This window comes from Mycobacterium sp. IDUB_21, from assembly GCF_055419425.1.
In genome coordinates this window covers 1-21,786 of the sequence record NZ_JBVAXQ010000010.1, presented here as the reverse complement: position 1 = coordinate 21,786, position 21,786 = coordinate 1, and the positions used below count along the sequence as shown (strand labels likewise).

The window sequence follows — 21,786 nt, the reverse complement described above, 5'->3', positions numbered from 1 at the left end:
TTGCTCGTGGGCTCGCCGGAATGCTGCTCGGCATCGGCGCCGTCCATTTCGTCTGGCCGAAGCCGTTCGATGCCATCATTCCGGCTGAATTGCCGGGCCCCCCGCGTGCCTACACGCATGCTTCCGGGCTCGCCGAGGTGGTGACGGGAGCGCTGCTGTTGGCGCCGCGTACTCGACGAGGGGCAGCGCTCGCCGCTGTCGTCCTGTTCGTCGCGGTGTTCCCGGCGAACGTCAACTGTGTCCGGTTGTTCTGGGCTAAGCCCTGGGTGCGGGCTGCGATGATCGCGCGTTTGCCGTTGCAGATTCCGATGATCGCCGCGGCATTGCGGGTGTGGCGCGCGGGTTAGTTCGGCTGGTCTCCGCCTCGGGTGTGGTGGTGGGAGGCGTCTGGAATGGCGTGCGTGGTCTCGTCGCACGGTTCTTCGTGGTAGTCACCGAACGGATCGTGGTAGCCGGGCCATCGGCGCGGCGTGCGCAGTTCGTCATCGGTGAGCAGTGCGGCGGTGAGGCGGTCATGGATCCGGTTCGGATCGGCGCCACAGACCAGGATCACCATCGCGGTGTGCCGGTCGCCGTAGCGGTGGTCCCAGATCAAGTCGGCGAAGGCATGCCGCTCTGGGGCAGCCCGGGCAGCTTCGGCGGCCGTCATCGCGGCCAGCCATTTGCCTGCCGACGACAGATGCAACCCGCCACCGGCCGATTCCAGCCAGGTCACGCGCGCACTCCGGTTGGCCAGCCACAGCCGCCCGCGCGCCTGGATCACCCCCTCGAGCAGGATGTCGAGAGCCGAGTGCAGACGCTGCGGGTGAAACGGGCGCCGCGCGTGGAATTCGATCATCTCGACCATCCCCTCGGCCCGAAGCGAGGGCTGACCGGCCAGCAACGGAGCGTGCGGGTCGTGACGCCGACCATGTCGCGCACCGTCGTCGAGGTGGATCAGCGCCAGTTCGAGTCGATCGGTTCCGACGGTGATCCGAGCTCGGGGAGCCAACCGGCGCAACACCGCCAACGCGGTCGGTTCCGGGTCGAAAACCACGACGGCGTCGGCGGCTTCGGCTTGGCCGACCACAACTTGCGCGATCGTGCGGCCATCGTCGAGTTCATCGTCGCCGAGCGCTTGCGGCAGCCAGGTCGTCGCGTTGACGCAAGTGATGATCGCTGCGACGACCACATCGCGGCCGGCCGGGCCGTCAATGTATGCCGGCCCAAGGCGGACCCGCACGTGGCGGATCGCCCAACAGACCGGTTGCGGCTCCAGCCAGTCGGGCAGACGGACGACGATGCGCTCGACGTTGGCGCGCTGGTGAAGCCGGCGCAACAGCACCAGCAGGTCATTGCGGATGGTGCAGGACACGCAGCCGTGTGCCAGCTCAAGGGCTGACTTCTTGGTCGGATCCACTGGCCCGCCGGCGGTTTCCCGAATCACCACATGGCCGTCCAAGCCGTAGCTGACCATTACCGTACCCGCCTTCGACAGCAAGGCCCGGGCCGCTGCGTCGGTGCCGTGCTGCCCGGTCACCAGGATCACCGGAGTCCGCATCATCCTCCTAATGAAAATTATTGTCATTAAGGTCGCTCCTACGGTAACGTCCCGCGCATCGCTTGTCGACAATGATTTTCAATAAAGCTGGTCGTTGGATGGAGGAGATTCTGGTGTCTGCACGCTGTCAGATCACCGGGCGGTCGCCCGGATTCGGCAATGCGGTGTCGCACTCGCACCACCGCACCAGGCGCCGCTGGTCGCCGAATATCCAGGTGAGGACCTACTACCTGCCCTCGCAAGACCGCCGCATCAGACTGCGGGTCAGCGCGAAGGGCATCAAGATCATCGATCGCGACGGCATCGAGGCCGTGGTGGCCTGGCTGCGGCGTGAAGGCCGGCTCAGCTGATGGCGCGCAGCGACATTCGCCCCGTCGTCAAGCTGCGCTCGTCGGCGGGCACCGGTTACACCTACGTCACCCGCAAGAACCGGCGCAACGACCCCGACCGCCTGTTGCTGCGCAAGTACGACCCAGTCGTGCGCCGGCATGTCGACTTTCGTGAGGAGCGCTGAACCGTGGCCAAAAAGTCCAAGATCGTCAAAGACGAGCAACGCCGCGCCCTGGTGGCCCGCTATGTCGAGCGCCGCACTGAACTCAAGGCAATCATTCGTTCGACCTCGAGCAGCCCGGGGCAACGAATGGCGGCTCAACAGGCCCTCGCGCGCCAACCGCGCGACGCCAGCCCGGTGCGGCTGCGCAACCGGGACGGCGCTGACGGGCGTCCCCGCGGGTACCTGCGCAAGTTCGGGCTGTCCCGGGTCCGTATGCGCCAGCTCGCACACCAAGGCCATCTCCCCGGCGTCCGGAAATCGAGCTGGTAGATGGCAACCAAATCCAAAGAGGCCCAGCGTGTTCTGCGGACACCGGCTCGGGCCGCCAAACAGAATCTGCTCAACAAGCTCGGAATGGCCGCCATCGACTACAAAGACACCGCCACGTTGCGGCTCTTCATCTCCCCCCGCGGCAAGATCCGCGCCCGCGAGGCCACCGGACTCACCGTCCGGCAACAACGCCAGGTAGCGACCGCCATCAAGAACGCTCGTGAAATGGCACTGCTGCCGTACCCGGGCGCCATTCTCGAGCAACCCGGATGATTCCGGTCGCGAAATCGGTGGCGCCACTGCAACGGGCCGAGCAGCTGAGGAAAGAGTTCGTGGCACAGCACACGCGGGCAGTGAATCGGTGAATCAGCTCCGAGTAGCGCCGCGGCTCAGCCGAGGTGGAACACGACCTCCAACGCCAGGAAGCCGAAGATGAGCAGGCCGATGATCGCCGCAATGGCCGCCGGGAGCACGATTACAGGGTCTTTCATGGGCAAAACGCTATCCAAGCCTTAGTTGCAAGAACCCGAAAAGTGTTGCCGATCACTACATCTTGGGACTTTGGTCCGTGAGCGGCGCCGGGTTTCACCGGCTGTGTGACCTCGGTCACGCCAGGTGATCTACGACTGTCTCGGCGGGTCGGGCGCCAGGCTGCCGTCCGGGCCGATGTGGGCGAAGATCTGCTGGAGCAGCGTCAAAATATGCGGGTCGTCGACGGTGTAGATGTGATGGCGCCCGTCCCGCCGTGCCCGGATCAATCCGGCTAGCCGCAGCTTGGTCAGGTGCTGGCTCATGGTGGCGACGTTGATCCCGGCCAGTCCCGCCAGGGTCGTGACGTCGTAGGCGCCTTGGGCGGCCAGCCACATCACGTGTAGACGCGCCGGACTGCTGAGCAGCGCGAACGTGCTCGCGGCCGAGGCGAGTTGGGGCTGGGTCGGCCCGTCGGCACGGGTGGGCGAAGTGAAGTTTTCGGGTCGCCGTTCTTCATGTTTTGCCATCTCGGCATTCATTTTGGCCCAACACCTATGGCGGGCTTCGGCGAACGACACATTTGCATAGTTGCGTAATCATCAAAGTATCGACAGAATTGGTCGGTTCCTGCCGCGGATTTCAGTGCCCGACCCGCTCGGAACTCCCCGTCAGATCACACGATTGGTTGCTGTCGACTTGATCCGGACATCCTTGCTGCTACGCCCGGTCGCCCTGGGAATCCAGGCGACATCCGCACTCGTCGACGCGACGGTCCGCGGCGCCTCCGCCGCCACCGAGGCGGTCGGCGTCATCGCAACGGCCGGCCTGCAGGTGGCCACCGTGCCGGTTCGCGAAGCCGGCCGGCTGCTGTCCGGCGATACCGCGACGCTGACCCGACGCTGCTGGAGCGGTGCGGACCGTGCGTGGATCGAGGTGCGCGGGCTGACCGGCAGCCACGGGACAGAACTCGGGCGCGGTGTGCTCGACGCGCTCTGCGCCCAACCGGGGGTGGTGTCGGCAAAGCTGAACCTCCCGTTGTCGCGGGTTGTGGTGGACTTGCAAGTGAAGCTGACGGCCGATGCCGAGCGAATTTCGCTGAACGACCTGTGCCGCTTGGTCGAAGACGCCGAGCGGCGTTGCCGGCAAGCCGCCGGTTCGGCACCCGCGGACACCCCGGCCGGCTCGGCCCCGGCTGTCGGCCTGCCGGGCGACGGATTGCCGCTGGCGGCCAGGGGAGTGATGGTCGGTGTCAACGCCGCCGGGTTGGGCATCGCACTGGCCGGATGGGCGCTGCGGTTACCGCAGGCCCCCGTCGCCGTCGACGCCGTCGCGGCCTTGGCGAACTACCAGCCGTGGTTGCGTCGCCAACTCGTCGACCGGGTCGGCGTCGGCTCGGCCCACACAGTGCTGTCGCTGATCTCGACCGGTGCGCGCATCGCCACGCTGTCGCCGGCCGCGCTGGCGGTGGATTTGGCGCTGCAGGGCATCAAGGCCGCCGAAAACCAGGCCGCGGCACACGCCTGGATCCGCCATGAGCCGAACCTGGCCCGGCACGCCGACCAGGCGGAGGTGCATCTCCCGACGCGTCCGGTGCCGTTGCCTGAGGGCCCCGCCGAACGGCACGGCAACCGGGCTGCCCGTGTGCAGCTGCTCGGCGCCGGCTTGGTGGGGTTGCTCACCCGGAACGTCAACGCGGCTGCGACTGCGGCGGTGGTAGCCGGTCCGAAAGCCATGCGCACCACCACCGAATCGTTCGCGGCGACCCTGAGCCGAGCGTTGGTCGAGCAACACGCGGCGCTGCCGTTGCGCCCGGACGGGCTGCGCCGACTCGACCGGGTCGACGCGGTGCTCGTCGATCCACGGTTGCTCTCCCACGGCGCCGCACGCCACCCGCTGGCGACGGCCCTGCTGGCCGAGGCGCGGGCGTCCGGCGCGCAACTGATCACCCTTGACGTGCCCGACCTGGGCGAGCTGCGGCCGGCCTTCGATGACCTGGTACCGGCCGGCGACGGGGCATTCGACGAGACGCTCGCCGCTGCGTTGGCCGGTCTGCAGCAGGCCGGGCGCACCGTTGCGGTGCTGTCTTCGACCGCCGCGCAAGCACTCGCCTCCGCCGATGTCGGCTTGGGAATCATGCCCGACGGTGCCGCTGCCGCACCGCCTTTCACCGCGGATCTGCTGTTGCCGGATCTGACCGGCGCCTGGCGGGTGCTGCATGCGTTGCCGGCGGCACGGGCGGCCACCGAGCGCGGCATCTCGCTGTCCACCGGCGCCTCGGCACTCGGCGCGGTGCTCATGGTTCCGGGGGTGCGGGCCGGCCGGGGCAGAGGTCCCGGGCCGGTCACGGCCGGCGCGGCCGCGGGGCTGCTGTCGGGATATCTGCTGGCCCGCGGAGTTGCCCGGACGACCACGCCGCGGCCCGCGCAGGCCTATGAATGGCATGCGATGTCGATCGATCAGGTCCGCGACATCCTGCCTGCTCCCGACCTCGCCGGGGCCGCGGATGAACTCACCGCGCAGCCGCCTCACATGGCGTGGCAGTTCGTCAAGGCCGTACGTACCGAGCTGTCGGATCCGCTGATGCCGGTGCTGGCGCTGAGTTCGGCGGCCACCGCCCTGCTCGGGTCGCCGGTCGATGCGTTCATGGTCAGCACGGTGCTGATCGGCAACTGCATGCTGGCAGCCGGGCAGCAACTGCAGGCCGAGAACCGGCTGAACCGGCTCCTGGCACAACAGACCCCGCCGGCCCGGATCGTCGAGCCCGGCGAGACGTACGGCGAGATCGACGCGGACCGTCTGCTGCCCGGCACCGTCATCGAGATCCGCAGCAATGAAGTCGTGCCCGCCGACGCACGGCTGATCGTGGCCACCGACCTCGAAGTCGACGAATCCTCCCTCACCGGAGAGTCGCTGTCGGTCGACAAAGACGTTGCGGCGACACCGGGTGCCGAACTCGCCGAACGGCGCTGCATGCTCTACGCGGGCACGACGGTCGTCGCGGGTACCGCGCGCGCGTTGGTCACCGCCGTCGGCGCCGACACCCAGGCGCGCCGCGCCGCCGAACTGGCTTCCGGGGAGCTGCCCGTGGTCGGCCTGCAGCACCAACTCAGTCAGCTCATGAGCCGCGCCTTCCCGGCCAGTGCGGCCGGTGGGCTGCTGGTGGGTGTGCTCGGACTGCTGCGTGGTGGTGGCCTTCAACAGGCGCTGGGCAACGCGATCGCGGTCGCGGTGGCAGCGGTGCCCGAGGGAATGCCGTTGATGGCGACCCTGGCCCAACATGCGTCAGCGCGACGCCTGAGCGATTCCGGTGCGCTGGTGCGCATTCCCCGCTCAGTGGAGGCACTCGGGCGCGTCGAGGTGGTCTGTTTCGACAAGACCGGGACACTGAGCGAAAACCGACTTCGCGTCACCCGGGTCCGCCCGGTGGCGGGGCACTCGGACGACGACGTGCTGCGTTGTGCGGTCAACGCCGCTCCGGCCGCCGAGGGCGCCCTGCATGCCCACGCGACCGACCAGGCTGTCCTCGAGGCGGCCGCCGGCATCGCCGGCCCACTGTGGTCCACCCCGGATGCACACCTGCCGTTCCGCTCCGGACGGGCATTCTCGGCGTCGGTGTCGGGCCGGGAACTGGTGGTCAAGGGCGCCCCGGAAGTGGTGCTGGCAGCCTGCGAGGGTCTTGGCCCCGAGGTCAGCGACCCGGTGACCGAACTGGCCGCCGGTGGGCTGCGGGTGATCGCGGTGGCGCAGCGTCGCCTCACCGCCGCACAGGTGAAATCGCTGCGCGACGACACCGATGCCATCACCGGGCTGTGCGCCGAAGGGCTGTCGCTGACCGGGTTTCTCGGGATCTCCGACACCCCGCGCGCCGGGGCGCCCCAGCTGCTCGCCGACCTGGCCGACCGGGGCGTGGGCATCCGGTTGATCACCGGCGATCACCCGGTCACCGCAACCGCGATCGCCGCGGAACTCGGTGTGCCGGTGACCGCCGAACAGGTGATCACCGGATCGGAATGGAATGCGCTGTCGCGCAAGGACCAAGAACATGCGGTGGCCGCGCGGGTGATCTTCGCCCGGATGTCTCCGGAGAACAAGGTGCAGGTCGTCCAGACCCTCGAACGCAGCGGGCGGGTCTGCGCCATGGTCGGTGACGGCGCCAACGACGCCGCGGCGATCCGGGCCGCCAGCGTCGGACTCGGCGTCGTCGCCCGCGGCAGCGACTCGGCGCACACAACCGCCGACATCGTGTTGACCGACGGGCGTATCGAGGCGCTGGTGGGTGCCATCGACGAAGGCCGGCGACTGTGGCGCGGGGTGCAATTGGCGGTGACCGGATTGCTCGGCGGCAACGTCGGCGAGGTGATTTTCGGTGTCGTCGGCAGCGCACTGACCGGAAGCTCGCCGCTGAACAACCGTCAGCTGCTGCTGATGAACATGCTGACCGACGCGCTGCCGGCCACCTCCGTAGCGGTGAGCACCCCGGCCGGCCCGGCGGGCCGCGTCGTCCACGGCATCGACGAACGCAAGCTGATGCGTGCCGTCGTCGTCCGCGGGGCGATCACCGGAACCGCGGCCAGCGCGGCCTGGGCGATGGCCTCGCTGACCGGACGCCCGCAGCGCGCCGCCACCGTCGCGCTGATCACCCTGGTCTCCACCGAATTGGCCCAGACACTGGTCGATTCGCACGCACCGTTGGTGTTGCTCACCGCTGCCGGATCGTTCGCGACGTTCGCGGCGATGATCAGCATCCCCGGCATCAGCCAGCTACTCGGCTGCGTCCCGGTCGGCCCGTTCGGCTGGGCGCAAGCGATGGGGTCGACCGGCGCGGCGGTACTGGCGATCGCCGCGGCGTCACACCTAGTGCCGGCCGGCCGGGGCGAATCACCGGAAAGCAGCGCGGCAACGGCGTCAGGTCCGATGGCCACGGTGCAAACGCTGCGCCCGACAGATACCCAGGCCGCTGCGGCGCTGGCCGCGGATCCGTCTACGGTGTGGGCCAGCGTATAAATCGACCAGCGGAGGCGCTCCATGCACCCATTCCGGCAAGCCGTCGAGGCCCGCGACACCGCGGCCATCGAAGCGCTGCTGTCCGACGATGTCGTGTTCACCAGTCCGGTGGCATTCAAGCCCTACCCGGGCAAGCCGATCACCGCGGCGATCCTGCGCGCTGTGATGCGCGTCTTCGAAGACTTCCACTATGTCCGCGAGATCGGCGATCCCGCCGGGCGTGACCACGCTCTGATGTTCGAAGCGTCGGTGGGCGGCAAACGACTAAGCGGCTGCGACTTCCTGCATCTCGATGCGGACGGCAAGATCGACGACTTCGTGGTGATGGTGCGGCCGCTGTCGGCGGCTACCGCACTGGCCGAGGCCATGGGGGCGCAGTTCGAGCAGATCACCCGCGAGGCCGTCTCCGGGTAGCCGGAAAACGCTGCTGCACATCGCTCAACCTGCGGTTATAGTTGATGACGGCGATGAAGCTCGCCATAAACCGCCGCCCCGGCTGATGGCTTCTACCACCTGAGACACATGAGGTGGGAGGCGTGGAATGGCTTCACAATCAAATGATTTGGCCTCGCTGCTCGATCAGGGGCCACGCCGCCCGGTGTTGGATCGCCGGGTGGAGATCAGCCAGTGGGCCGGTGCGATCCCCCAAGAGCGAGCGCAGGTTCCGGCCCTGCGATTCGGTAGACGCTGGGTGTCGTCGCTGTGGCTGATCCCGCTGAGCGTGGCCGGGCTGGTCGTCGGGATCGCAGTGGCGCAGCAGTTGCGCCACTACGGCTGGATGCAGGACTTCATCGCCGCCTACCCCGGGACGTCAACGCGCGTGACGCCCACGATCGACACCGGGTTTCCGGTCTGGCTGCGCTGGCAGCACCTGTTCAACATCGTCTTCATGATGTTTCTGATGCGGGCCGGACTGCAGATTCTGGCCGATCACCCACGGTTGTATCTCAACCAGGGTTGCCGTCCCGGGACGGCCTGGCTACGGATGCGTGGCCCGGTGCCGAAAGACCGGATGAACCAGGCCGAACCCGCCCGGATGTGGACCGCCAAGGACGACTCGGTGGCGTTGCCGAAGTGGCTGGGTATCCCCGGGGTGCGGCACACCGTGGGCCTGGCGCGGTGGTGGCATTTCTCTTTCGACCTGCTGTGGCTGCTCAACGGAGCGGTGTTCTACGTGCTGCTGTACGCCAGCGGCGAGTGGCGACGGATCGTTCCACAGTCGTGGGACGTGCTGCCCAATGCGGCGTCGACGATGATTCAGTATGCGTCGCTGGACTTTCCGGTCAACGAGGGTTTCACCAACTACAACGCCCTGCAGGTACTGGCCTATTTTTCGACCGTCTTCGTCGCCGCGCCAATGGCTTTCGCGACCGGACTGCTGCAGTCACCCGCGATCGCGGCACGATTCGGTCTGGACCGGGGTGTGCTGAATCAGCAGGTGGCGCGGACGGTTCGCTTCGGCGTACTGGCGTGGATGGTGTTCTTCATCGCGGTGCACACCCTGATGGTGTTCACCACCGGCCTGGTGGGCAACCTCAACCACATCGTGCTGGGCACCGATACCCAATCCTATTGGCCGCTAGTCGTTTACCTGGCCGCGATGACGATCATCACGTCGTTGTGGCTGGCGGCATCGCCGCTGACGCTGCGCTACCCGGCGGTGGTCCGCAAAATCGGTATCGCGATGATCGGCTGGGTGCAGGAACTGCTGGAACTGCCGCACCCGGACGCGACCTATCCCGCGAAGGACATCTCACCGTATCTGTGGCCGAACGGAACCCTGCCCACCTCCGAGCGCTACCGCACGCTGCAGGAAGGCGGCTGGGCCCACTACGTGCTGCGGATCGAGGGACTGGTGGAGAACCCGATCACACTGACCTACGCGCAGCTGTTGGCGCTGCCCAAACACGAGCAGATCACCGGCCACCACTGCATTCAGGGCTGGACCGGTGTCGCCAAATGGGCGGGGGCGCGGATGTCCGACATCCTCGAACTGGTTCGACCGCTGCCGTCGGCGCACTGGGTGGCGTTCTACTCCTTCGCCGAGGGTTCCGGCCCGTCGAGTGAGGGCCGCTACTACGACTGTCACAAGATCGCCCACATGAGCGAGCCGACGACGCTGCTGGCCTACGAGATGAACGACGTACCGCTCACCGAGGCCCACGGCGCGCCGCTGCGGCTGCGTAACGAGCACGAGCTGGGCTTCAAGATGGTGAAATGGATCGAGGCCATCGAATTCATCGACGACTTCCGCCACCGCGGCCTCGGGATGGGCGGCTACAACGAGGATCACGAATATTACGGCTACCGGATGCCCATCTGAGCGATGCCGAACCCCCCGGATCCGACAGTGACCGCCGGCCCTGACCTGTTCATTCGGGGCCGGCGGACCTCTGCGGTGCGCGAGCAGACGCCGGTGGTCGCGGTGATCGCTGTCGGCGGCGCCATCGGGGCGTGCGCCCGCCACGCCGTCGAACTGGCTTGGCCGATCCCGTCCGGTGGTTTCCCCTGGGCCACACTGGCTATCAACGTAAGCGGGTGCGCGCTGATGGGGGCGTTGATGGTGGCGATCACGGAACTGTGGGTCGGCCACCGGCTGCTGCGCCCGCTGCTGGGCACCGGCGTGCTGGGCGGCTACACGACGTTCTCTGCGTTCGCCGGGGACGTCGACAGCCTTGCCACCGCCGGCCATCCGGCCCGGGCATTTTTCTATCTGCTCGCGACGCCGGTCTTGGTGCTGACCACGACCTGGACCGCCGCGGCCCTCACCCGAGGTCTGATCATCAGGAGGACATCATGAGCCAGCTGACCGGATCGGCGTTGCGCCTGACGGTGTTCATCGGCGAGAGCGACACCTGGCATCGCAAGCCGCTGTTCAGTGAGATCGTGCACCGTGCTCGCCGGGCCGGTCTGGCCGGTGCGACGGTGTTCCGCGGAGTCGAGGGATACGGTGCGTCCTCTGCCATCCACACCACCCGGCTGCTGTCGCTGTCGGAGGATCTGCCGGTCTCGGTCATCATCGTCGACACCGCCGAGCGGATCCGCGCCTTCCTTCCGCAGCTCGACGAGTTGGTCACCGAAGGCCTGATACTCCTCGACGAAGTCGAGGTCGTCCGGCACATCGGCCGACCCGCCGAACCGCAGTGACCTGGCTGCTGGTGATCGCCGGCGCCGCAGTGGGGGCGCCACTGCGGTACCTGACCGATCGCTTCGTGCAAGCCCGGCACAACACCACATTCGCGTGGGGGACCTTCACCGCCAATGTGCTCGGCAGCCTGATCCTGGGCGCGCTCACCGGCGCGGTGAGTGCCGGCGACGAACGGTTGCACCTGCTGATCGGCACCGGCCTGTGCGGGGCGCTGACCACCTACTCGACCTTCTCCTACGAAACCTTGCAGCTGGCCGGCGGCGGCGCACGCCTCTACGCGCTCGCCAACGTGGTCCTCACCCTGACCTGCGGGCTCGGCGCCTACTATGGCGGCGGCCTTGCTGCGCATGCCATCTGGGCGTGATCGAAGTTAACCGGCCGCCGGTGACCGGGGTATGACGCTGGGCCGCCGCAACTTCGCCGCCGCGTTGTTGACGCCGCGTCCCGCCAGAGTGCCCAGCATGGCCTCGCCGAACACGCCGGGCGGCAGCGCCGTCGGCATCGTCAGCGCGGTCATCGGGCCGGCGGTGCTCGCGAGGGCTCTCGGTGCGGAGGCTGCAGTCTCAACCGCCGCCCAACTCTGCGGTACCGACAGCCTCCCGACCAGGTTGGCGCGGCCCATCATCGCTGAAAGAGCCGGCTGGGCAACGGGGGTTGTGCTCGGACCGATCGCGCCCGCGATGAAGGGTCCGATGCCCTGTTGTTCGTCGCGTATCGCGTTGACCACCAGCGCGTGGTTGGTGGTCTGGATGGAGATCCCGGAGAATGTCGAACTCGATGTCGACGCCGCAGCGCTGGTCAGTGACGGAACATCCAGCGCCAGCGAGAGCAGCGTCGACGGATCCACCGCCGCGGCCGATTGCGTCGCGGCAGCCGGTGTGGGTGTCGTGACGGTGGGCGGGACAGTGAACGGTGTCAGGGTCGAGGCGCTCGACGCCGACGCGGCATAGCTGTGCATCGCGACGACATCCTGGGCCCACATCCGCTCGTAGTCGGCTTCGGTGGCGGCGATCGCCGGGCTGTTCTGGCCGAAGAAGTTGGTGGCGATCAACGTCGTCAACCGCAGTCGGTTGGCGACGATCAGCGGCGGTGGCACCGTGGCTGCCCAAGCCGTCTGGTAGGCCGCCGCCGCAGCCCGCGCCTGGGCGGCGGTCTGTTCGGCTTGCCCGGCGGTGCCGTGCAGCCAGTCCACGTACCGGCTCGCCGCGGCGGCCATCATCGTCGATGACGGGCCTCGCCAGCCGTCGCTGGCCAGCCCGGCCACCACTGAGCGGTAGGCCGCCGCCGACGTGTTCAGCTCGCGGGCGAGCTGATCCCACCCGGTGGCTGCTGCCAGCATCGGACCGCTGCCCGGTCCGCCGTACATCCTCGCTGAGTTGACCTCCGGTGGCAGGGCACCGAAATTCATGTCGAAGTTCATGGCGTGGGAATCCTTTCTAACCGGCGGCGGGGGAGCGCACGATGATCGGTCTGCTTTTGGCGCGCGTGGGCCGGGGGCCATCCCGAGAAAGCGTGCCCAGTACGGACTGGCTGAAGACGCTGCCGCAGCCGGCGGTCTCGGCGCACGTGGCAGGGGTGGCGGTGATGACCGAATCCGTCAGCGTCAATGCGGTTGGCCGTACCTCGGGTGCAGCGGAGAACCAGGACGGCGGCGCTGAGAGCTTGCCGACCGGGCCGGCCCTTCCCAGCGCGGCCGAGACCCGGGGCGCTGCGGCCAGGCGCGCGCCCAACGGAAATGGTGAATCCGATTGGGCGACTTCTTGGGTGGCAAGCCGCATGTTGATGACGTAGATTCCGCGACCGGAGGTCACCGCGTTCCACGTCGACAGCACGGAGTTCGTCACGTTCGGGACGTGTTCCAGGATCTGAGCCAGCGGCGTCGACAACGCCGTCTGAAGTTGCTGGGCCGCAGGATCGGCTGCGGTGCTCGACTGTGCGGTCGGCCCGCCCGGAATGGCCGTACGCGGCGGGTCGCTGAACGGCGGCAACACCGATGCAAGCGCGGAGGATTCGGCGTAGAGGTACATCGCGGTGGCGTCCTGGATCCACATCTGCGCGTAGTGCGCTTCGGCAGCAGCGATCGCCGCGGTGTTCTGTCCGAAGAAGTTGGTAGCGACCAGAGCCGCCAACAGGCTCCGGTTGGCGGCGATCACCGGTGGCGGAACCGTCATCGCGAAGGCCAGCTCGTAGGCGGTGGCCGCCGCGCGGGCTTGACCGGCGATCTCCGCTGCGCTGCCGGCCGTCTGATCCAGCCACACTACGAACGGTGTCACCGCCGTCGTCATCGCCATCGACACTGGCCCCTGCCAGGCGGTCCCGGTCATATCGGAGATGATCGAGCCGTATCCGACTGCAGCCGTGGATAATTCGAAGGAAATCCCATCCCAGGCGGCCGCGGCTGCTATCAGTGAGGCGGAGCCCGGGCCGAGATGCATTCGCCCGGAATTGATTTCGGGAGGCAGTGCACCGAAATCCAGCGCTGCGACTGTCGCAGGAAAGTTGCCGCACACCATCCGGCGCCGCCTTCCACCACGAATGAATCGGGGTAGAAGCTATCAGCCGGGTACGGCGGTTAAGGCGAGCTTCATCGCCTGTTGGAATGCTACACCGACGGGGCCGGTGAAGCGACGGTAATCGAAGTGCCACAATCAAGCCGACGGTGTCGGATGGCGGCCCACGGAAATTTTCCAGGAGAAACCATGTCGTTCTCGATAGAGCTCAGTGATGACGTGATCGAGGTCCGGGACTGGGTGCACCAGTTCGCCGCCGAGGTCGTCCGCCCGGCCGCCGCCGAATGGGATGAGCGCGAGGAGACTCCGTGGCCGGTCATCCAAGAGGCGGCCAAGATCGGCCTGTACTCACCCGAGCTGTTCGCCACCCAGGCCGCCGAACCGAGCGGGATCGGCATGCTGACGGTGTTCGAGGAGTTGTTCTGGGGTGACGCCGGCATCGCGCTGTCGATCCTGGGCACCGGCCTGGCAGCAGCGGCCCTGGCGGGCAACGGAACTCCCGAACAGCTGGGTCGTTGGCTGCCTGAGATGTTCGGCACCGCCGACGACCCCAAGCTCGGCGCCTTCTGCTCATCCGAGCCCGATGCAGGCTCGGATGTCGGCGCGATCCGGACCCGCGCCCGCTACGACGAGGCAACCCGCGAATGGGTGCTCAACGGCACCAAGACCTGGGCCACCAACGGTGGCATCGCCAATGTGCACATCGTGGTCGCCTCGGTCTATCCCGAACTCGGTTCGCGCGGTCAGGCCAGCTTCGTCATCGGACCCGACACCGCCGGCTTGGCCCAGGGGCAGAAGTTCAAGAAGCACGGCATCCGGGCCTCGCATACCGCCGAGATCGTCCTGGACAACGTTCGTCTGCCCGAGGACATGATCCTCGGTGGTCGGGAGAAGTTCGAGGACCGCGTTGCCCGCGTCAAATCCGGCGCATCCGCCGGGGGACAGGCCGCGATGAAGACCTTCGAACGCACCCGCCCGACGGTCGGGGCGATGGCCGTCGGGGTGGCGCGCGCCGCTTACGAATACGCCCTCGAATACGCCTGCCAGCGCGAGCAGTTCGGCCGCAAGATCGGTGAGTTCCAAGCCGTCGCCTTCAAGCTGGCGGACATGAAGTGCCGCATCGACGCGGCCCGGCTGATGGTCTGGCGGGCCGGTTGGATGGGGCGCAACGACAAGTCCTTCGACAACGCCGAGGGTTCGATGGCCAAGCTGGTCGCCAGCGAGACCGCGGTCTATGTCACCGACGAGGCGATCCAGATCCTCGGCGGCAACGGCTACACCCGCGACTACCCGGTCGAGCGGATGCACCGCGACGCCAAGATCTTCACCATCTTCGAGGGCACCAGCGAGATCCAACGGCTGGTCATCGGCCGCGCGCTGACCGGCCTGGCCCTGCGCTGACACGCAAGGGCGAGGGGTGCGCGACGTCGCTACCCGGCCGTTTTCCCGTTGTCGGTCATGTACACCGCGCCATGCACCGCTGCCGCGGCGTCGCTGGCCAGAAACGCGATCACCTCCGCGACGTCGGCCGGTGAGCTCATGCCGCGCGGTGAGGCCACCCGCATGACGAGATTGACGTCGGCGCCCTCGGGAAGCTGAAAGTTCGTCACCTGGGGGGTCAACATCCCGCCCGGGCATACGGCGTTGACCCGCAGCTTCTCCGCGGTGAACTCGACGGCCAATGACCGGGTGAGCCCCACGAGACCGTGCTTGGCCGCACAGTAACCCGCCGAGTACGCCTGGCCCTCCACGCCGGCGATCGAGGCGACGTTGACGATATTTCCGGCGCTCTCCAGCAGGTGCGGCAATCCCGCGCGGCACAGGTAGAACGGCCCGTTGAGGTTGACCGCCAGGTCATGGGCCCACTCGTCGTCGGTGACGCCCAGCGTGTGGCGCATCTGGTGGGCGCCGGCGACGTTGACCAGGATGTCGAGCCGGCCGAATTGTGCGGCGCACTGCTCGACGGCCGCCGTGCAGGCCGCCGCCGTGCTGATGTCTGTGCTGACGAACCGCCCGCCGGGAACCTCGGCGAACACCGCGGCCAACCGTTCGGCGTCGCGGGCCACCCCGAACACCGATGCTCCACGCCGGGCGAATAGCTGAGCCACCGCCGCACCCAGTCCTGACGAGGCGCCGGTTACCAATGCAACTTTGCCGGACAGATCGGTCATTTCGATTCCCTCGTCTCAGATCGTTTCCCGGCGCCACCGTATAGGGGCAGTTGTTGAGCCCATAATCGCCGTTGAGTTTGCGCACCGGGACTTACTGAATGGCGACCCCGCACGCAATCTCAACGGTGCTCACTCGGGCCGGCGAATATCTGGGTAACGTCGGGTTCAGACCGCGCACCGCAGGGGAACGCCATTGCATTACAGCCGCACCGACCTCATTGCCGCCGACCCTGCTGACGTGTGGGCGGTCTTGGCCGATGTCGAGCACTGGCCGGACTGGACGGCGTCGATGCGCGAGATCACCCGGCTCGATCCCGGCCAGCTGCGGGTGGGCAGCACTGCCCGTGTTCGGCAGCCCACCGGCCGACCGATGGTTTGGACGGTCACCGAGTTGGCGAGCGAGCGGTCCTTCACCTGGACGGCGTCGACGGCCGGCATCCGCTTCACCGGCTACCACGAGCTCACCCCGACCGGCTCGGGTGTCCAGGCGGTCCTGACCTTCACGTTGACCGGCCCGATGGCCTGCCTGGGCAGGTTGCTCGCCGGTGGGCGCATCCGGCGCTATGTCGATATGGAGGCCGACGGACTCAAACGGCAGTCGGAAAGCCGCGCGACGACCTAGTGGTGGGGGCCGGAATGGCTGCTGCGCCCGGCGGGTAATTGGACGGGGAATGCGCCTAAGCGGGGAATTCCGAGGTTGACATGTGCCAAGCTCCACGCATACCGTGGGGCCAAACCTACGGAACCGTAGGTTTGGCCGGGGGGCCAATCGACTGCCCACATGCCGATCCGGGATGGAGCAAACATGACGAATGTTCAAACAGCGCTGTTGCACGAGCTGGAGCCGATCGTCGAGCAAAACCTCAACCGCCACCTCAAGGCCGCCAAGCCGTGGCTGCCCCACGACTATGTGCCGTGGAGCCAGGGCCGCGACTTCGCGTTCCTCGGCGGTGAGGACTGGGTTCCCGAAGACTCGCCGCTGGACCCGGTCGCCAAGGCCGCACTGCTGGTCAACCTGCTGACCGAGGACAACCTGCCGTCGTATCACCGAGAGATCGCCACCCGCTTCAGCCGGGACGGCGCCTGGGGCAGCTGGGTCGGGCAGTGGACCGCCGAGGAGGGCCGCCACAGCATCGCGCTGCGCGACTACCTCGTCGTCACCCGCGGTATCGACCCGGTCAACCTCGAGAACATGCGGATGCGGCACACCATCGCCGGTTACGACTCCGGCGACAAGACGCCGCTGCAGGCGCTGGCCTATGTGTCGTTCCAGGAACTGGCCACCCGGGTGTCGCATCGCAACACCGGCAAGGCCTCCGGCTGCCCGCTCGCCGACCAGTTGCTGGCTCGGGTCGCCCTCGACGAGAACCTGCACATGGTGTTCTACCGCAACCTGATGCAGGCGGCCCTCGACATCTCGCCGGACGACGCCATGTGCGCCATTCGTGACGAGGTGATCGGCTTCTCGATGCCCGGCATGAACATGCCCGGCTTCCAGGACAACGCGATCATGATCGCCAAGGCCGGCATCTACGACATGCGCATCCACCACGATGACGTGGTGCAGCCGGTGTTGCGGTTCTGGAATGTCTTCGAGCGCGACGACTTCGGAGCCGAAGGCGAGCAGGCCCGCGAGCAGACCGTCGGGTTCCTCAAGATGCTCGACGAGCGAGCGACGTACTACGAGGAGAGGGCCAAAGCACGCGAGAGCGTCTCCGCCTAGGCCTTGATCGAGGTGTAGTAGATCGTGTCGGCCACCGACACCGAGTCGGCGCTCTGTGCGGGTGTCGGACGGCCGTGGTCCGCCAGGAGTTGGCTCATCGGCCTGCCGGTCGAACGCCAGTCCAGCGCGTCGAGGTAGGCGGCAACGTCGTTGCGTTCGCCCTCGTATCCGAGTTCAGAGAATTCCAGGTCGAAGCCGTGCGCACGCCACTTCTCGGTGGCGCTGCGCATCGTCTCCCGAGCCTGCTCGTAGCCGGCCGCTGAGATGTCCGGGATAGCCTCGGTGGCCAGTCGGCTGCCGTCGGCGCTCAGGGCGGAGATGTTGTCCAGCAGCCGGTCTTGCGCTTCCGGCGGCAGGTAACCGAGCAGTCCCTCGGCGATCCACGCGGTGGGTCGGGCGGGGTCGAACCCAGCCTCGATCAACGCGGTCGACCAGTCATCGCGCAGGTCGATGGCGACGGCACGGCGATCGGCTGTCGGCTCGGCGCCCAGATCGGCCAGTGTCGCGGTCTTGAAAGCCAGCACCGCAGGCTGGTCGATCTCGTAGACCGTCATGCCGGCGGGCCAGGCCAGCCGGTAGGCGCGCGCGTCGAGGCCGGACGCCAGGATCACCGCCTGGCGAATTCCGGCTTGCGCTGCTTCGGCGAAGAATGCGTCGAAAAATCGGGTGCGGACGGCCATCGCATCGGGCATCTGGCCGAGCTTCCAGCTGGACTCGTGTTCGTCGAGGTCGGCGGAGGCCAGTTCCCCGGCAGCCCATTTGGTCAGGAAATCCACCCCGACAGCCCGGACCAGCGGCTCGGCGAATCGGTCGTCGATCAGCGGGTTGTCGGCGTTGGTGGCGATCGCCCGGGCTGCGGCGACCAACGTGGCAGTGGCTCCCACGCTGGTGGCCAGGTCCCAGGTGTCGTTGTCGGTGCGTGGCATGCCTGCTCCTCGGGTCGTATGGTGCGAGATTTAGTTAGCCTAGCAAGTAATTAGCTTATTTAACAACTTAAGGACAAGGTAGGCATGCGTTAGGAACGCCCAGCGCTTTGAGGAGTGCGGGACTCGTCAGCTCGCCACGGTCAGGTAGATCAGCGCCGCATTGAGCAGGCCGATCATCACGGTGACGGTCCAGCCGAGTACTGAGGTCAGCCGGCGGTTCGCGTCGGCCCCCATCAGCGCGCGGTCGTTGGTCAGCCGGATCAGCGGCACCAGTGCGAACGGGATGCCGAAAGAGAGCACCACCTGGGAGATCACCAGTGCGCGGGTGGGATTGATCCCGATCGCCAGGATCACCAGCGCCGGGATCAGCGTGACCAGACGGCGCAGGAGCAACGGCACCGACACCCGCAACAGGCCCTGCATGATCATCGCGCCGGCATAGGCGCCCACCGACGTCGACGCCAGGCCGGAGGCCAGCAACCCGACGGCGAAGAACAGCGCGACGGTCGGGCCGAGTGCGTCACGCACCGCGGCGTGCGCACCCTCGATCGAGCCGGTGCCCTCCCGACCGGCCAGGTTCGCCGCGGCCACCACCAGCATGGCCAGGTTCACCGTGCCGGCCACCAGCATTGCCAGGCCGACATCCCATCGGGTCACCCGCAGCAAGCGTCGCCGGGACGGGCCGGCTTCGGAGCGCCCGTGCCGGTCGCGGGCCAGACCGGAGTGCAGATACACCGCGTGCGGCATGACCGTGGCCCCCAGGATCGCGGTAGCCAACAGCACACTCTCGGTGCCCTCGAAGCGGGGAAGCAGGCCACCGGCGACGTCGGCCACCGGCGGTGGCCCGACCACCAGGCTGGCCAGGAAGCCGATCGCGATGATGGCCAGCAGTCCGCTGGAAACCTGCTCGAAAGTCCGCGGTCCACGCCGGTCACCGACGATCAGCAGTGCCATCGACACCACTCCGGTGATAAGTCCACCCAGCAGCAGCGGAAGGCCGAAGATCAGATGCAGTGCGATGGCGCCACCGACCACCTCGGCGAGATCGGTTGCCATAGCGACCAATTCGGCTTGCAGCCAATACGCGATCCGAGTGGGGCGGCGGGCAACACTGCCGACCGCCTCGGGCAGCGAAAGCCCGGTCACCAGGCCCAGCTTGGCGGAGAGGTACTGCACCAGGCCGGCCATCACGTTCGCGGCGACGATCACCCAGACCAGCAGATAGCCGAACTTCGCGCCGGCACTGACATTGGCGGCGACGTTGCCCGGGTCGACATAGGCGATGGCGGCGACGAACGCCGGGCCGAGCAGGTACCAGCCCGGCTTTCCCGGTGCCGGCTCGGCCCTCTGCGTCATCAACTACGAGCGTAGAGCCCCCGTCCGGTGACCAATGGCAGATCCAGGGTTGTCCGGATACCCGGCTCGGCGGCCACCACCGCCGGGACCGCGTTGACCACCCGCATGGCGGTGGCCACCAGCCCGGCATGGTTGTGGTCGCCGTTGGGGCTGGACAAGCAGAGGTCCAGCGCGTACGACGGCTCCCCGGTCACCTCGACGCGGTAGGACCCGCCGGGCTGAGCCGGCTGCGGCCAGTCCGGGCAGAGGTCGTCGCGCAGTCGGGTGACGTGCTCGAGCACAACGGCCACCTGCCCGTCGACCATGCCGCGCACCTCGAAATGCAGGGCCGCAGCGGAGCCCTTGGCGATGTGCCCCGCCGAGATCTCGAAGTCCTCGGGCGCCGGTTCGCGCTGGTAGATCTCCACCACCTCGTCCAGCTCGATCCCCAGGCCCGCGGCGAGCTGCCGTACCACCGAACCCCACGCCAGGCTCAGCACACCCGGCTGCAGCAGCATCGGGATCTCGTCGATCGGCTTCCCGAATCCCATCACGTCGAACATGACGGCGGCGCTGTCGTAGGTCGCGTAGTCGACGATCTCCATGCAGCGGATCTGCTGGATGCTCTGGCAGGTCCCGGCCAGCGCCAGCGGCAGCAGGTCGTTGGCAAAGCCCGGGTCGATGCCATTGATGAATAAGCTCGAACCGCCCTCCCGCGCCGCATCTTCCAGCGGGGACAACATCTCCGGCGGCAACACCTGCCACGGGTACTGCAGGAACACCGCGCTGCTGCCGGCGACGTTGACACCGGCGGCCAGGATGCGCCGGAAATCCTCCAGCGCCTCGACGAGCCGGTTGTCGGCCAGCGCGGTGTACACGGCGCAATCGGGTTTGGTCGCCAGCACCGCGTCCAGATCCGTCGTCGCCTTGATTCCGGTCGAGACATCAACTCCGGCAAGCTCTCCGGCGTCCTTGCCGGCCTTGGCGTCCGAGGACACCCACACCGCGGTCAGTTCGAACTCGGGGTTGGTGATCAGTGCTTTCAGGGCGTGCACGCCGACGTTGCCGGTGCCGATTTGGGCCACACGGATAGTCATAGGTCAGTTCCTCACAGGTCGGGGACGGGCAGGTCGAGGTTCGGGAAGGTGATGCCGCCGTCGACCTCGAGCACCTTGCCGGTCAGGTAGTTACCGGCCGGCGAGGCCAGATACAGTGCGGCGGCCGCGATTTCGTCGGGCTGTCCGAGTCGGCGCATGGGCGTGGCCTTCTCCATCGGAGTGCGCAGTTCTTCATTGGAAGCCACCACGTCCAGTGCCGAGGTCATGATCGATCCCGGGGCGATGGCGTTGACGCGGATCTTCGGGCACAGGTCCAGGGCCGCCAACCGCGTGTAGTGGGCCAGCGCGGCTTTGGCTGTGCCGTAGGCGGCGAAACCCCGCCCGGGTACCCGGCCCATGGTGGAGGTGATGTTGATGAAGGAACCGCCGCCGGAATGCTCCAACATCAGCGGCACAGCCGCGATGGTCAGTGCGTGCGCCGTGGCGACGTTGAAGGTGAACGCGTCTTTGAGGTCTTTGGCCGAAGTGGTCAGCAGCGTGTTGGGCATCGTGCCGCCGACGTTGTTGACGACGATGTCGAGCTTGCCGAACGCCTCGACCGCCTCGGCGGCCAGCTTGGCCGTCTCCTCGGGGTGGGCCAGGTCGGCGACCACGATGTGGGCACGACGGCCGGCGCCTTCGATCTGTTCGGCGACGGTCTCTAGTTGGGATCGGGTGCGCGCGGCGATGACGACGTCGGCGCCGGCTTCGGCGAAGGCGACCGCGATCGCCGCGCCTAAGCCCCGGCCAGCGCCGGTGACGACGGCTGTCTGGTTGTCAATCCGGAATTTGTCGAGTATCACGGCGTCACCGTAGCAAGGGTTCGCCGGCCCTGGAAGGACATTTCTGAAACATGTTCTAATTCGGTTTCTGGCAATCCGGCGCGCGGCTGCGCGTGTCGGAAGATTCCGGTATAGTCGAACATATGTTCGAGTCGAACTTGCCCTCGCTGACCGCTATCGTGTGATGTCTCAAGACATCGGTGACAGTTCTGCATCAGGACATGGGTGACAGTTGGTGTATCAGGACTTCGGTGAC

The 21,786-nt window shown here is 67.4% G+C and carries 23 protein-coding genes and 2 riboswitches; of the genes, 14 read left to right on the top strand and 9 right to left on the bottom strand.

What is annotated here, in order from left to right; genetic code table 11:
- Positions 1–20 precede the first annotated feature (20 nt).
- Positions 21–347 (top strand): DoxX family protein, encoded by a 327-nt coding sequence (locus ACZYY4_RS15410; RefSeq protein WP_463811026.1) that lies wholly within the window; start codon positions 21–23, stop codon positions 345–347.
- Here the strand turns inward: ACZYY4_RS15410 and mrf are convergent.
- The gene (gene mrf / locus ACZYY4_RS15405) at positions 344–1,540 is read right to left on the bottom strand and encodes a ribosome hibernation factor-recruiting GTPase MRF (RefSeq protein WP_463810872.1); all 1,197 of its coding nucleotides are present in this window, start codon (positions 1,538–1,540) and stop codon (positions 344–346) included. The two genes, ACZYY4_RS15410 and mrf, sit on opposite strands and share 4 nt — an antisense overlap.
- A gap of 113 nt (positions 1,541–1,653) precedes the next feature.
- Between mrf and rpmB the strand changes: the two genes are divergently transcribed.
- From rpmB to rpsR, 4 genes are read left to right on the top strand one after another with little or no spacing between them, the layout of a single operon-like run.
- A complete protein-coding gene (gene rpmB, locus ACZYY4_RS15400) occupies positions 1,654–1,890 on the top strand; it encodes a 50S ribosomal protein L28 (RefSeq protein WP_463810871.1) in 237 nt (78 codons plus the stop codon).
- Positions 1,890–2,054 (top strand): 50S ribosomal protein L33, encoded by a 165-nt coding sequence (gene rpmG, locus ACZYY4_RS15395; RefSeq protein WP_463810870.1) that lies wholly within the window; start codon positions 1,890–1,892, stop codon positions 2,052–2,054. The genes rpmB and rpmG overlap by 1 nt, the downstream gene beginning before the upstream one ends.
- A 3-nt stretch (positions 2,055–2,057) precedes the next feature.
- Complete coding sequence (gene rpsN, locus ACZYY4_RS15390) at positions 2,058–2,363, top strand: 30S ribosomal protein S14 (protein ID WP_463810869.1); 306 nt, start codon at positions 2,058–2,060, stop codon at positions 2,361–2,363.
- A complete protein-coding gene (rpsR, locus tag ACZYY4_RS15385; RefSeq protein WP_463810868.1) occupies positions 2,364–2,636 on the top strand; it encodes a 30S ribosomal protein S18 in 273 nt (90 codons plus the stop codon). It begins immediately after the preceding gene.
- Between the two features lie 347 nt (positions 2,637–2,983).
- Here rpsR and ACZYY4_RS15380 read toward each other — a convergent pair whose 3' ends face one another.
- Entirely contained in the window at positions 2,984–3,361 is a 378-nt protein-coding gene (locus ACZYY4_RS15380) for an ArsR/SmtB family transcription factor (protein WP_463810867.1), read from the bottom strand.
- A 154-nt stretch (positions 3,362–3,515) separates the two neighbouring features.
- Here ACZYY4_RS15380 and ACZYY4_RS15375 point away from each other — a divergent pair, with 154 nt between their 5' ends.
- The 6 genes from ACZYY4_RS15375 (at position 3,516) to ACZYY4_RS15350 (ending at position 11,350) form a co-directional block, all read left to right on the top strand.
- A complete protein-coding gene (locus tag ACZYY4_RS15375) occupies positions 3,516–7,838 on the top strand; it encodes an HAD-IC family P-type ATPase (protein ID WP_463810866.1) in 4,323 nt (1,440 codons plus the stop codon).
- A gap of 21 nt (positions 7,839–7,859) precedes the next feature.
- Entirely contained in the window at positions 7,860–8,252 is a 393-nt protein-coding gene (locus ACZYY4_RS15370) for a nuclear transport factor 2 family protein (RefSeq protein WP_463810865.1), read from the top strand.
- 40 nt (positions 8,253–8,292) lie between these two features.
- A riboswitch (Fluoride riboswitch) is annotated at positions 8,293–8,354 on the top strand.
- A gap of 25 nt (positions 8,355–8,379) precedes the next feature.
- The gene (locus ACZYY4_RS15365) at positions 8,380–10,161 is read left to right on the top strand and encodes a molybdopterin-dependent oxidoreductase (RefSeq protein WP_463810864.1); all 1,782 of its coding nucleotides are present in this window, start codon (positions 8,380–8,382) and stop codon (positions 10,159–10,161) included.
- Positions 10,162–10,188: 27 nt separating this feature from the next.
- Complete coding sequence (locus ACZYY4_RS15360) at positions 10,189–10,638, top strand: fluoride efflux transporter FluC (protein ID WP_463810863.1); 450 nt, start codon at positions 10,189–10,191, stop codon at positions 10,636–10,638.
- The gene (locus ACZYY4_RS15355; protein WP_463810862.1) at positions 10,635–10,985 is read left to right on the top strand and encodes a DUF190 domain-containing protein; all 351 of its coding nucleotides are present in this window, start codon (positions 10,635–10,637) and stop codon (positions 10,983–10,985) included. Before ACZYY4_RS15360 ends, ACZYY4_RS15355 begins: the two co-directional genes overlap by 4 nt.
- Positions 10,982–11,350, top strand: a complete 369-nt coding sequence (locus tag ACZYY4_RS15350) for a fluoride efflux transporter FluC (RefSeq protein WP_463810861.1) — start codon at positions 10,982–10,984, stop codon at positions 11,348–11,350. The genes ACZYY4_RS15355 and ACZYY4_RS15350 overlap by 4 nt, the downstream gene beginning before the upstream one ends.
- A gap of 6 nt (positions 11,351–11,356) precedes the next feature.
- On the opposite strand, the gene ACZYY4_RS15345 is transcribed toward ACZYY4_RS15350, so the two are convergent.
- Positions 11,357–12,406 (bottom strand): PPE family protein, encoded by a 1,050-nt coding sequence (locus ACZYY4_RS15345; protein WP_463810860.1) that lies wholly within the window; start codon positions 12,404–12,406, stop codon positions 11,357–11,359.
- A 16-nt stretch (positions 12,407–12,422) separates the two neighbouring features.
- Positions 12,423–13,499 carry a PPE family protein gene (locus ACZYY4_RS15340; protein ID WP_463810859.1) on the bottom strand — a complete coding sequence of 359 codons (1,077 nt, stop codon included), beginning with the start codon at positions 13,497–13,499 and terminating at the stop codon, positions 12,423–12,425.
- 26 nt (positions 13,500–13,525) lie between these two features.
- A riboswitch (Fluoride riboswitch) is annotated at positions 13,526–13,587 on the bottom strand.
- A gap of 98 nt (positions 13,588–13,685) precedes the next feature.
- Here ACZYY4_RS15340 and ACZYY4_RS15335 point away from each other — a divergent pair.
- Positions 13,686–14,897: an acyl-CoA dehydrogenase family protein gene (locus ACZYY4_RS15335; RefSeq protein ID WP_463810858.1), complete on the top strand. Its 1,212-nt coding sequence runs from the start codon at positions 13,686–13,688 to the stop codon at positions 14,895–14,897.
- Between the two features lie 29 nt (positions 14,898–14,926).
- Here ACZYY4_RS15335 and ACZYY4_RS15330 read toward each other — a convergent pair whose 3' ends face one another.
- A complete protein-coding gene (locus tag ACZYY4_RS15330; RefSeq protein ID WP_463810857.1) occupies positions 14,927–15,667 on the bottom strand; it encodes an SDR family NAD(P)-dependent oxidoreductase in 741 nt (246 codons plus the stop codon).
- Between the two features lie 193 nt (positions 15,668–15,860).
- Here ACZYY4_RS15330 and ACZYY4_RS15325 point away from each other — a divergent pair, with 193 nt between their 5' ends.
- Both ACZYY4_RS15325 and ACZYY4_RS15320 read left to right on the top strand, forming a co-directional pair.
- The gene (locus tag ACZYY4_RS15325) at positions 15,861–16,289 is read left to right on the top strand and encodes an SRPBCC family protein (protein WP_463810856.1); all 429 of its coding nucleotides are present in this window, start codon (positions 15,861–15,863) and stop codon (positions 16,287–16,289) included.
- Between the two features lie 183 nt (positions 16,290–16,472).
- The gene (locus ACZYY4_RS15320) at positions 16,473–17,390 is read left to right on the top strand and encodes an acyl-ACP desaturase (protein ID WP_463810855.1); all 918 of its coding nucleotides are present in this window, start codon (positions 16,473–16,475) and stop codon (positions 17,388–17,390) included.
- Here the strand turns inward: ACZYY4_RS15320 and ACZYY4_RS15315 are convergent.
- From ACZYY4_RS15315 to ACZYY4_RS15300, 4 genes are all read right to left on the bottom strand, one after another.
- On the bottom strand, positions 17,387–18,316 hold the full coding sequence (locus tag ACZYY4_RS15315) for an SAM-dependent methyltransferase (RefSeq protein WP_463810854.1): 930 nt from the start codon (positions 18,314–18,316) through the stop codon (positions 17,387–17,389). The genes ACZYY4_RS15320 and ACZYY4_RS15315 overlap by 4 nt on opposite strands.
- Before the next feature lie 126 nt (positions 18,317–18,442).
- A complete protein-coding gene (locus ACZYY4_RS15310) occupies positions 18,443–19,672 on the bottom strand; it encodes an Nramp family divalent metal transporter (RefSeq protein WP_463810853.1) in 1,230 nt (409 codons plus the stop codon).
- The gene (locus ACZYY4_RS15305; RefSeq protein WP_463810852.1) at positions 19,672–20,748 is read right to left on the bottom strand and encodes an NAD(P)H-dependent amine dehydrogenase family protein; all 1,077 of its coding nucleotides are present in this window, start codon (positions 20,746–20,748) and stop codon (positions 19,672–19,674) included. The genes ACZYY4_RS15310 and ACZYY4_RS15305 overlap by 1 nt, the downstream gene beginning before the upstream one ends.
- A gap of 11 nt (positions 20,749–20,759) precedes the next feature.
- Positions 20,760–21,551, bottom strand: coding sequence for an SDR family oxidoreductase (locus ACZYY4_RS15300; protein WP_463810851.1), 792 nt, complete (start codon positions 21,549–21,551; stop codon positions 20,760–20,762).
- Positions 21,552–21,786: the final 235 nt, after the last annotated feature.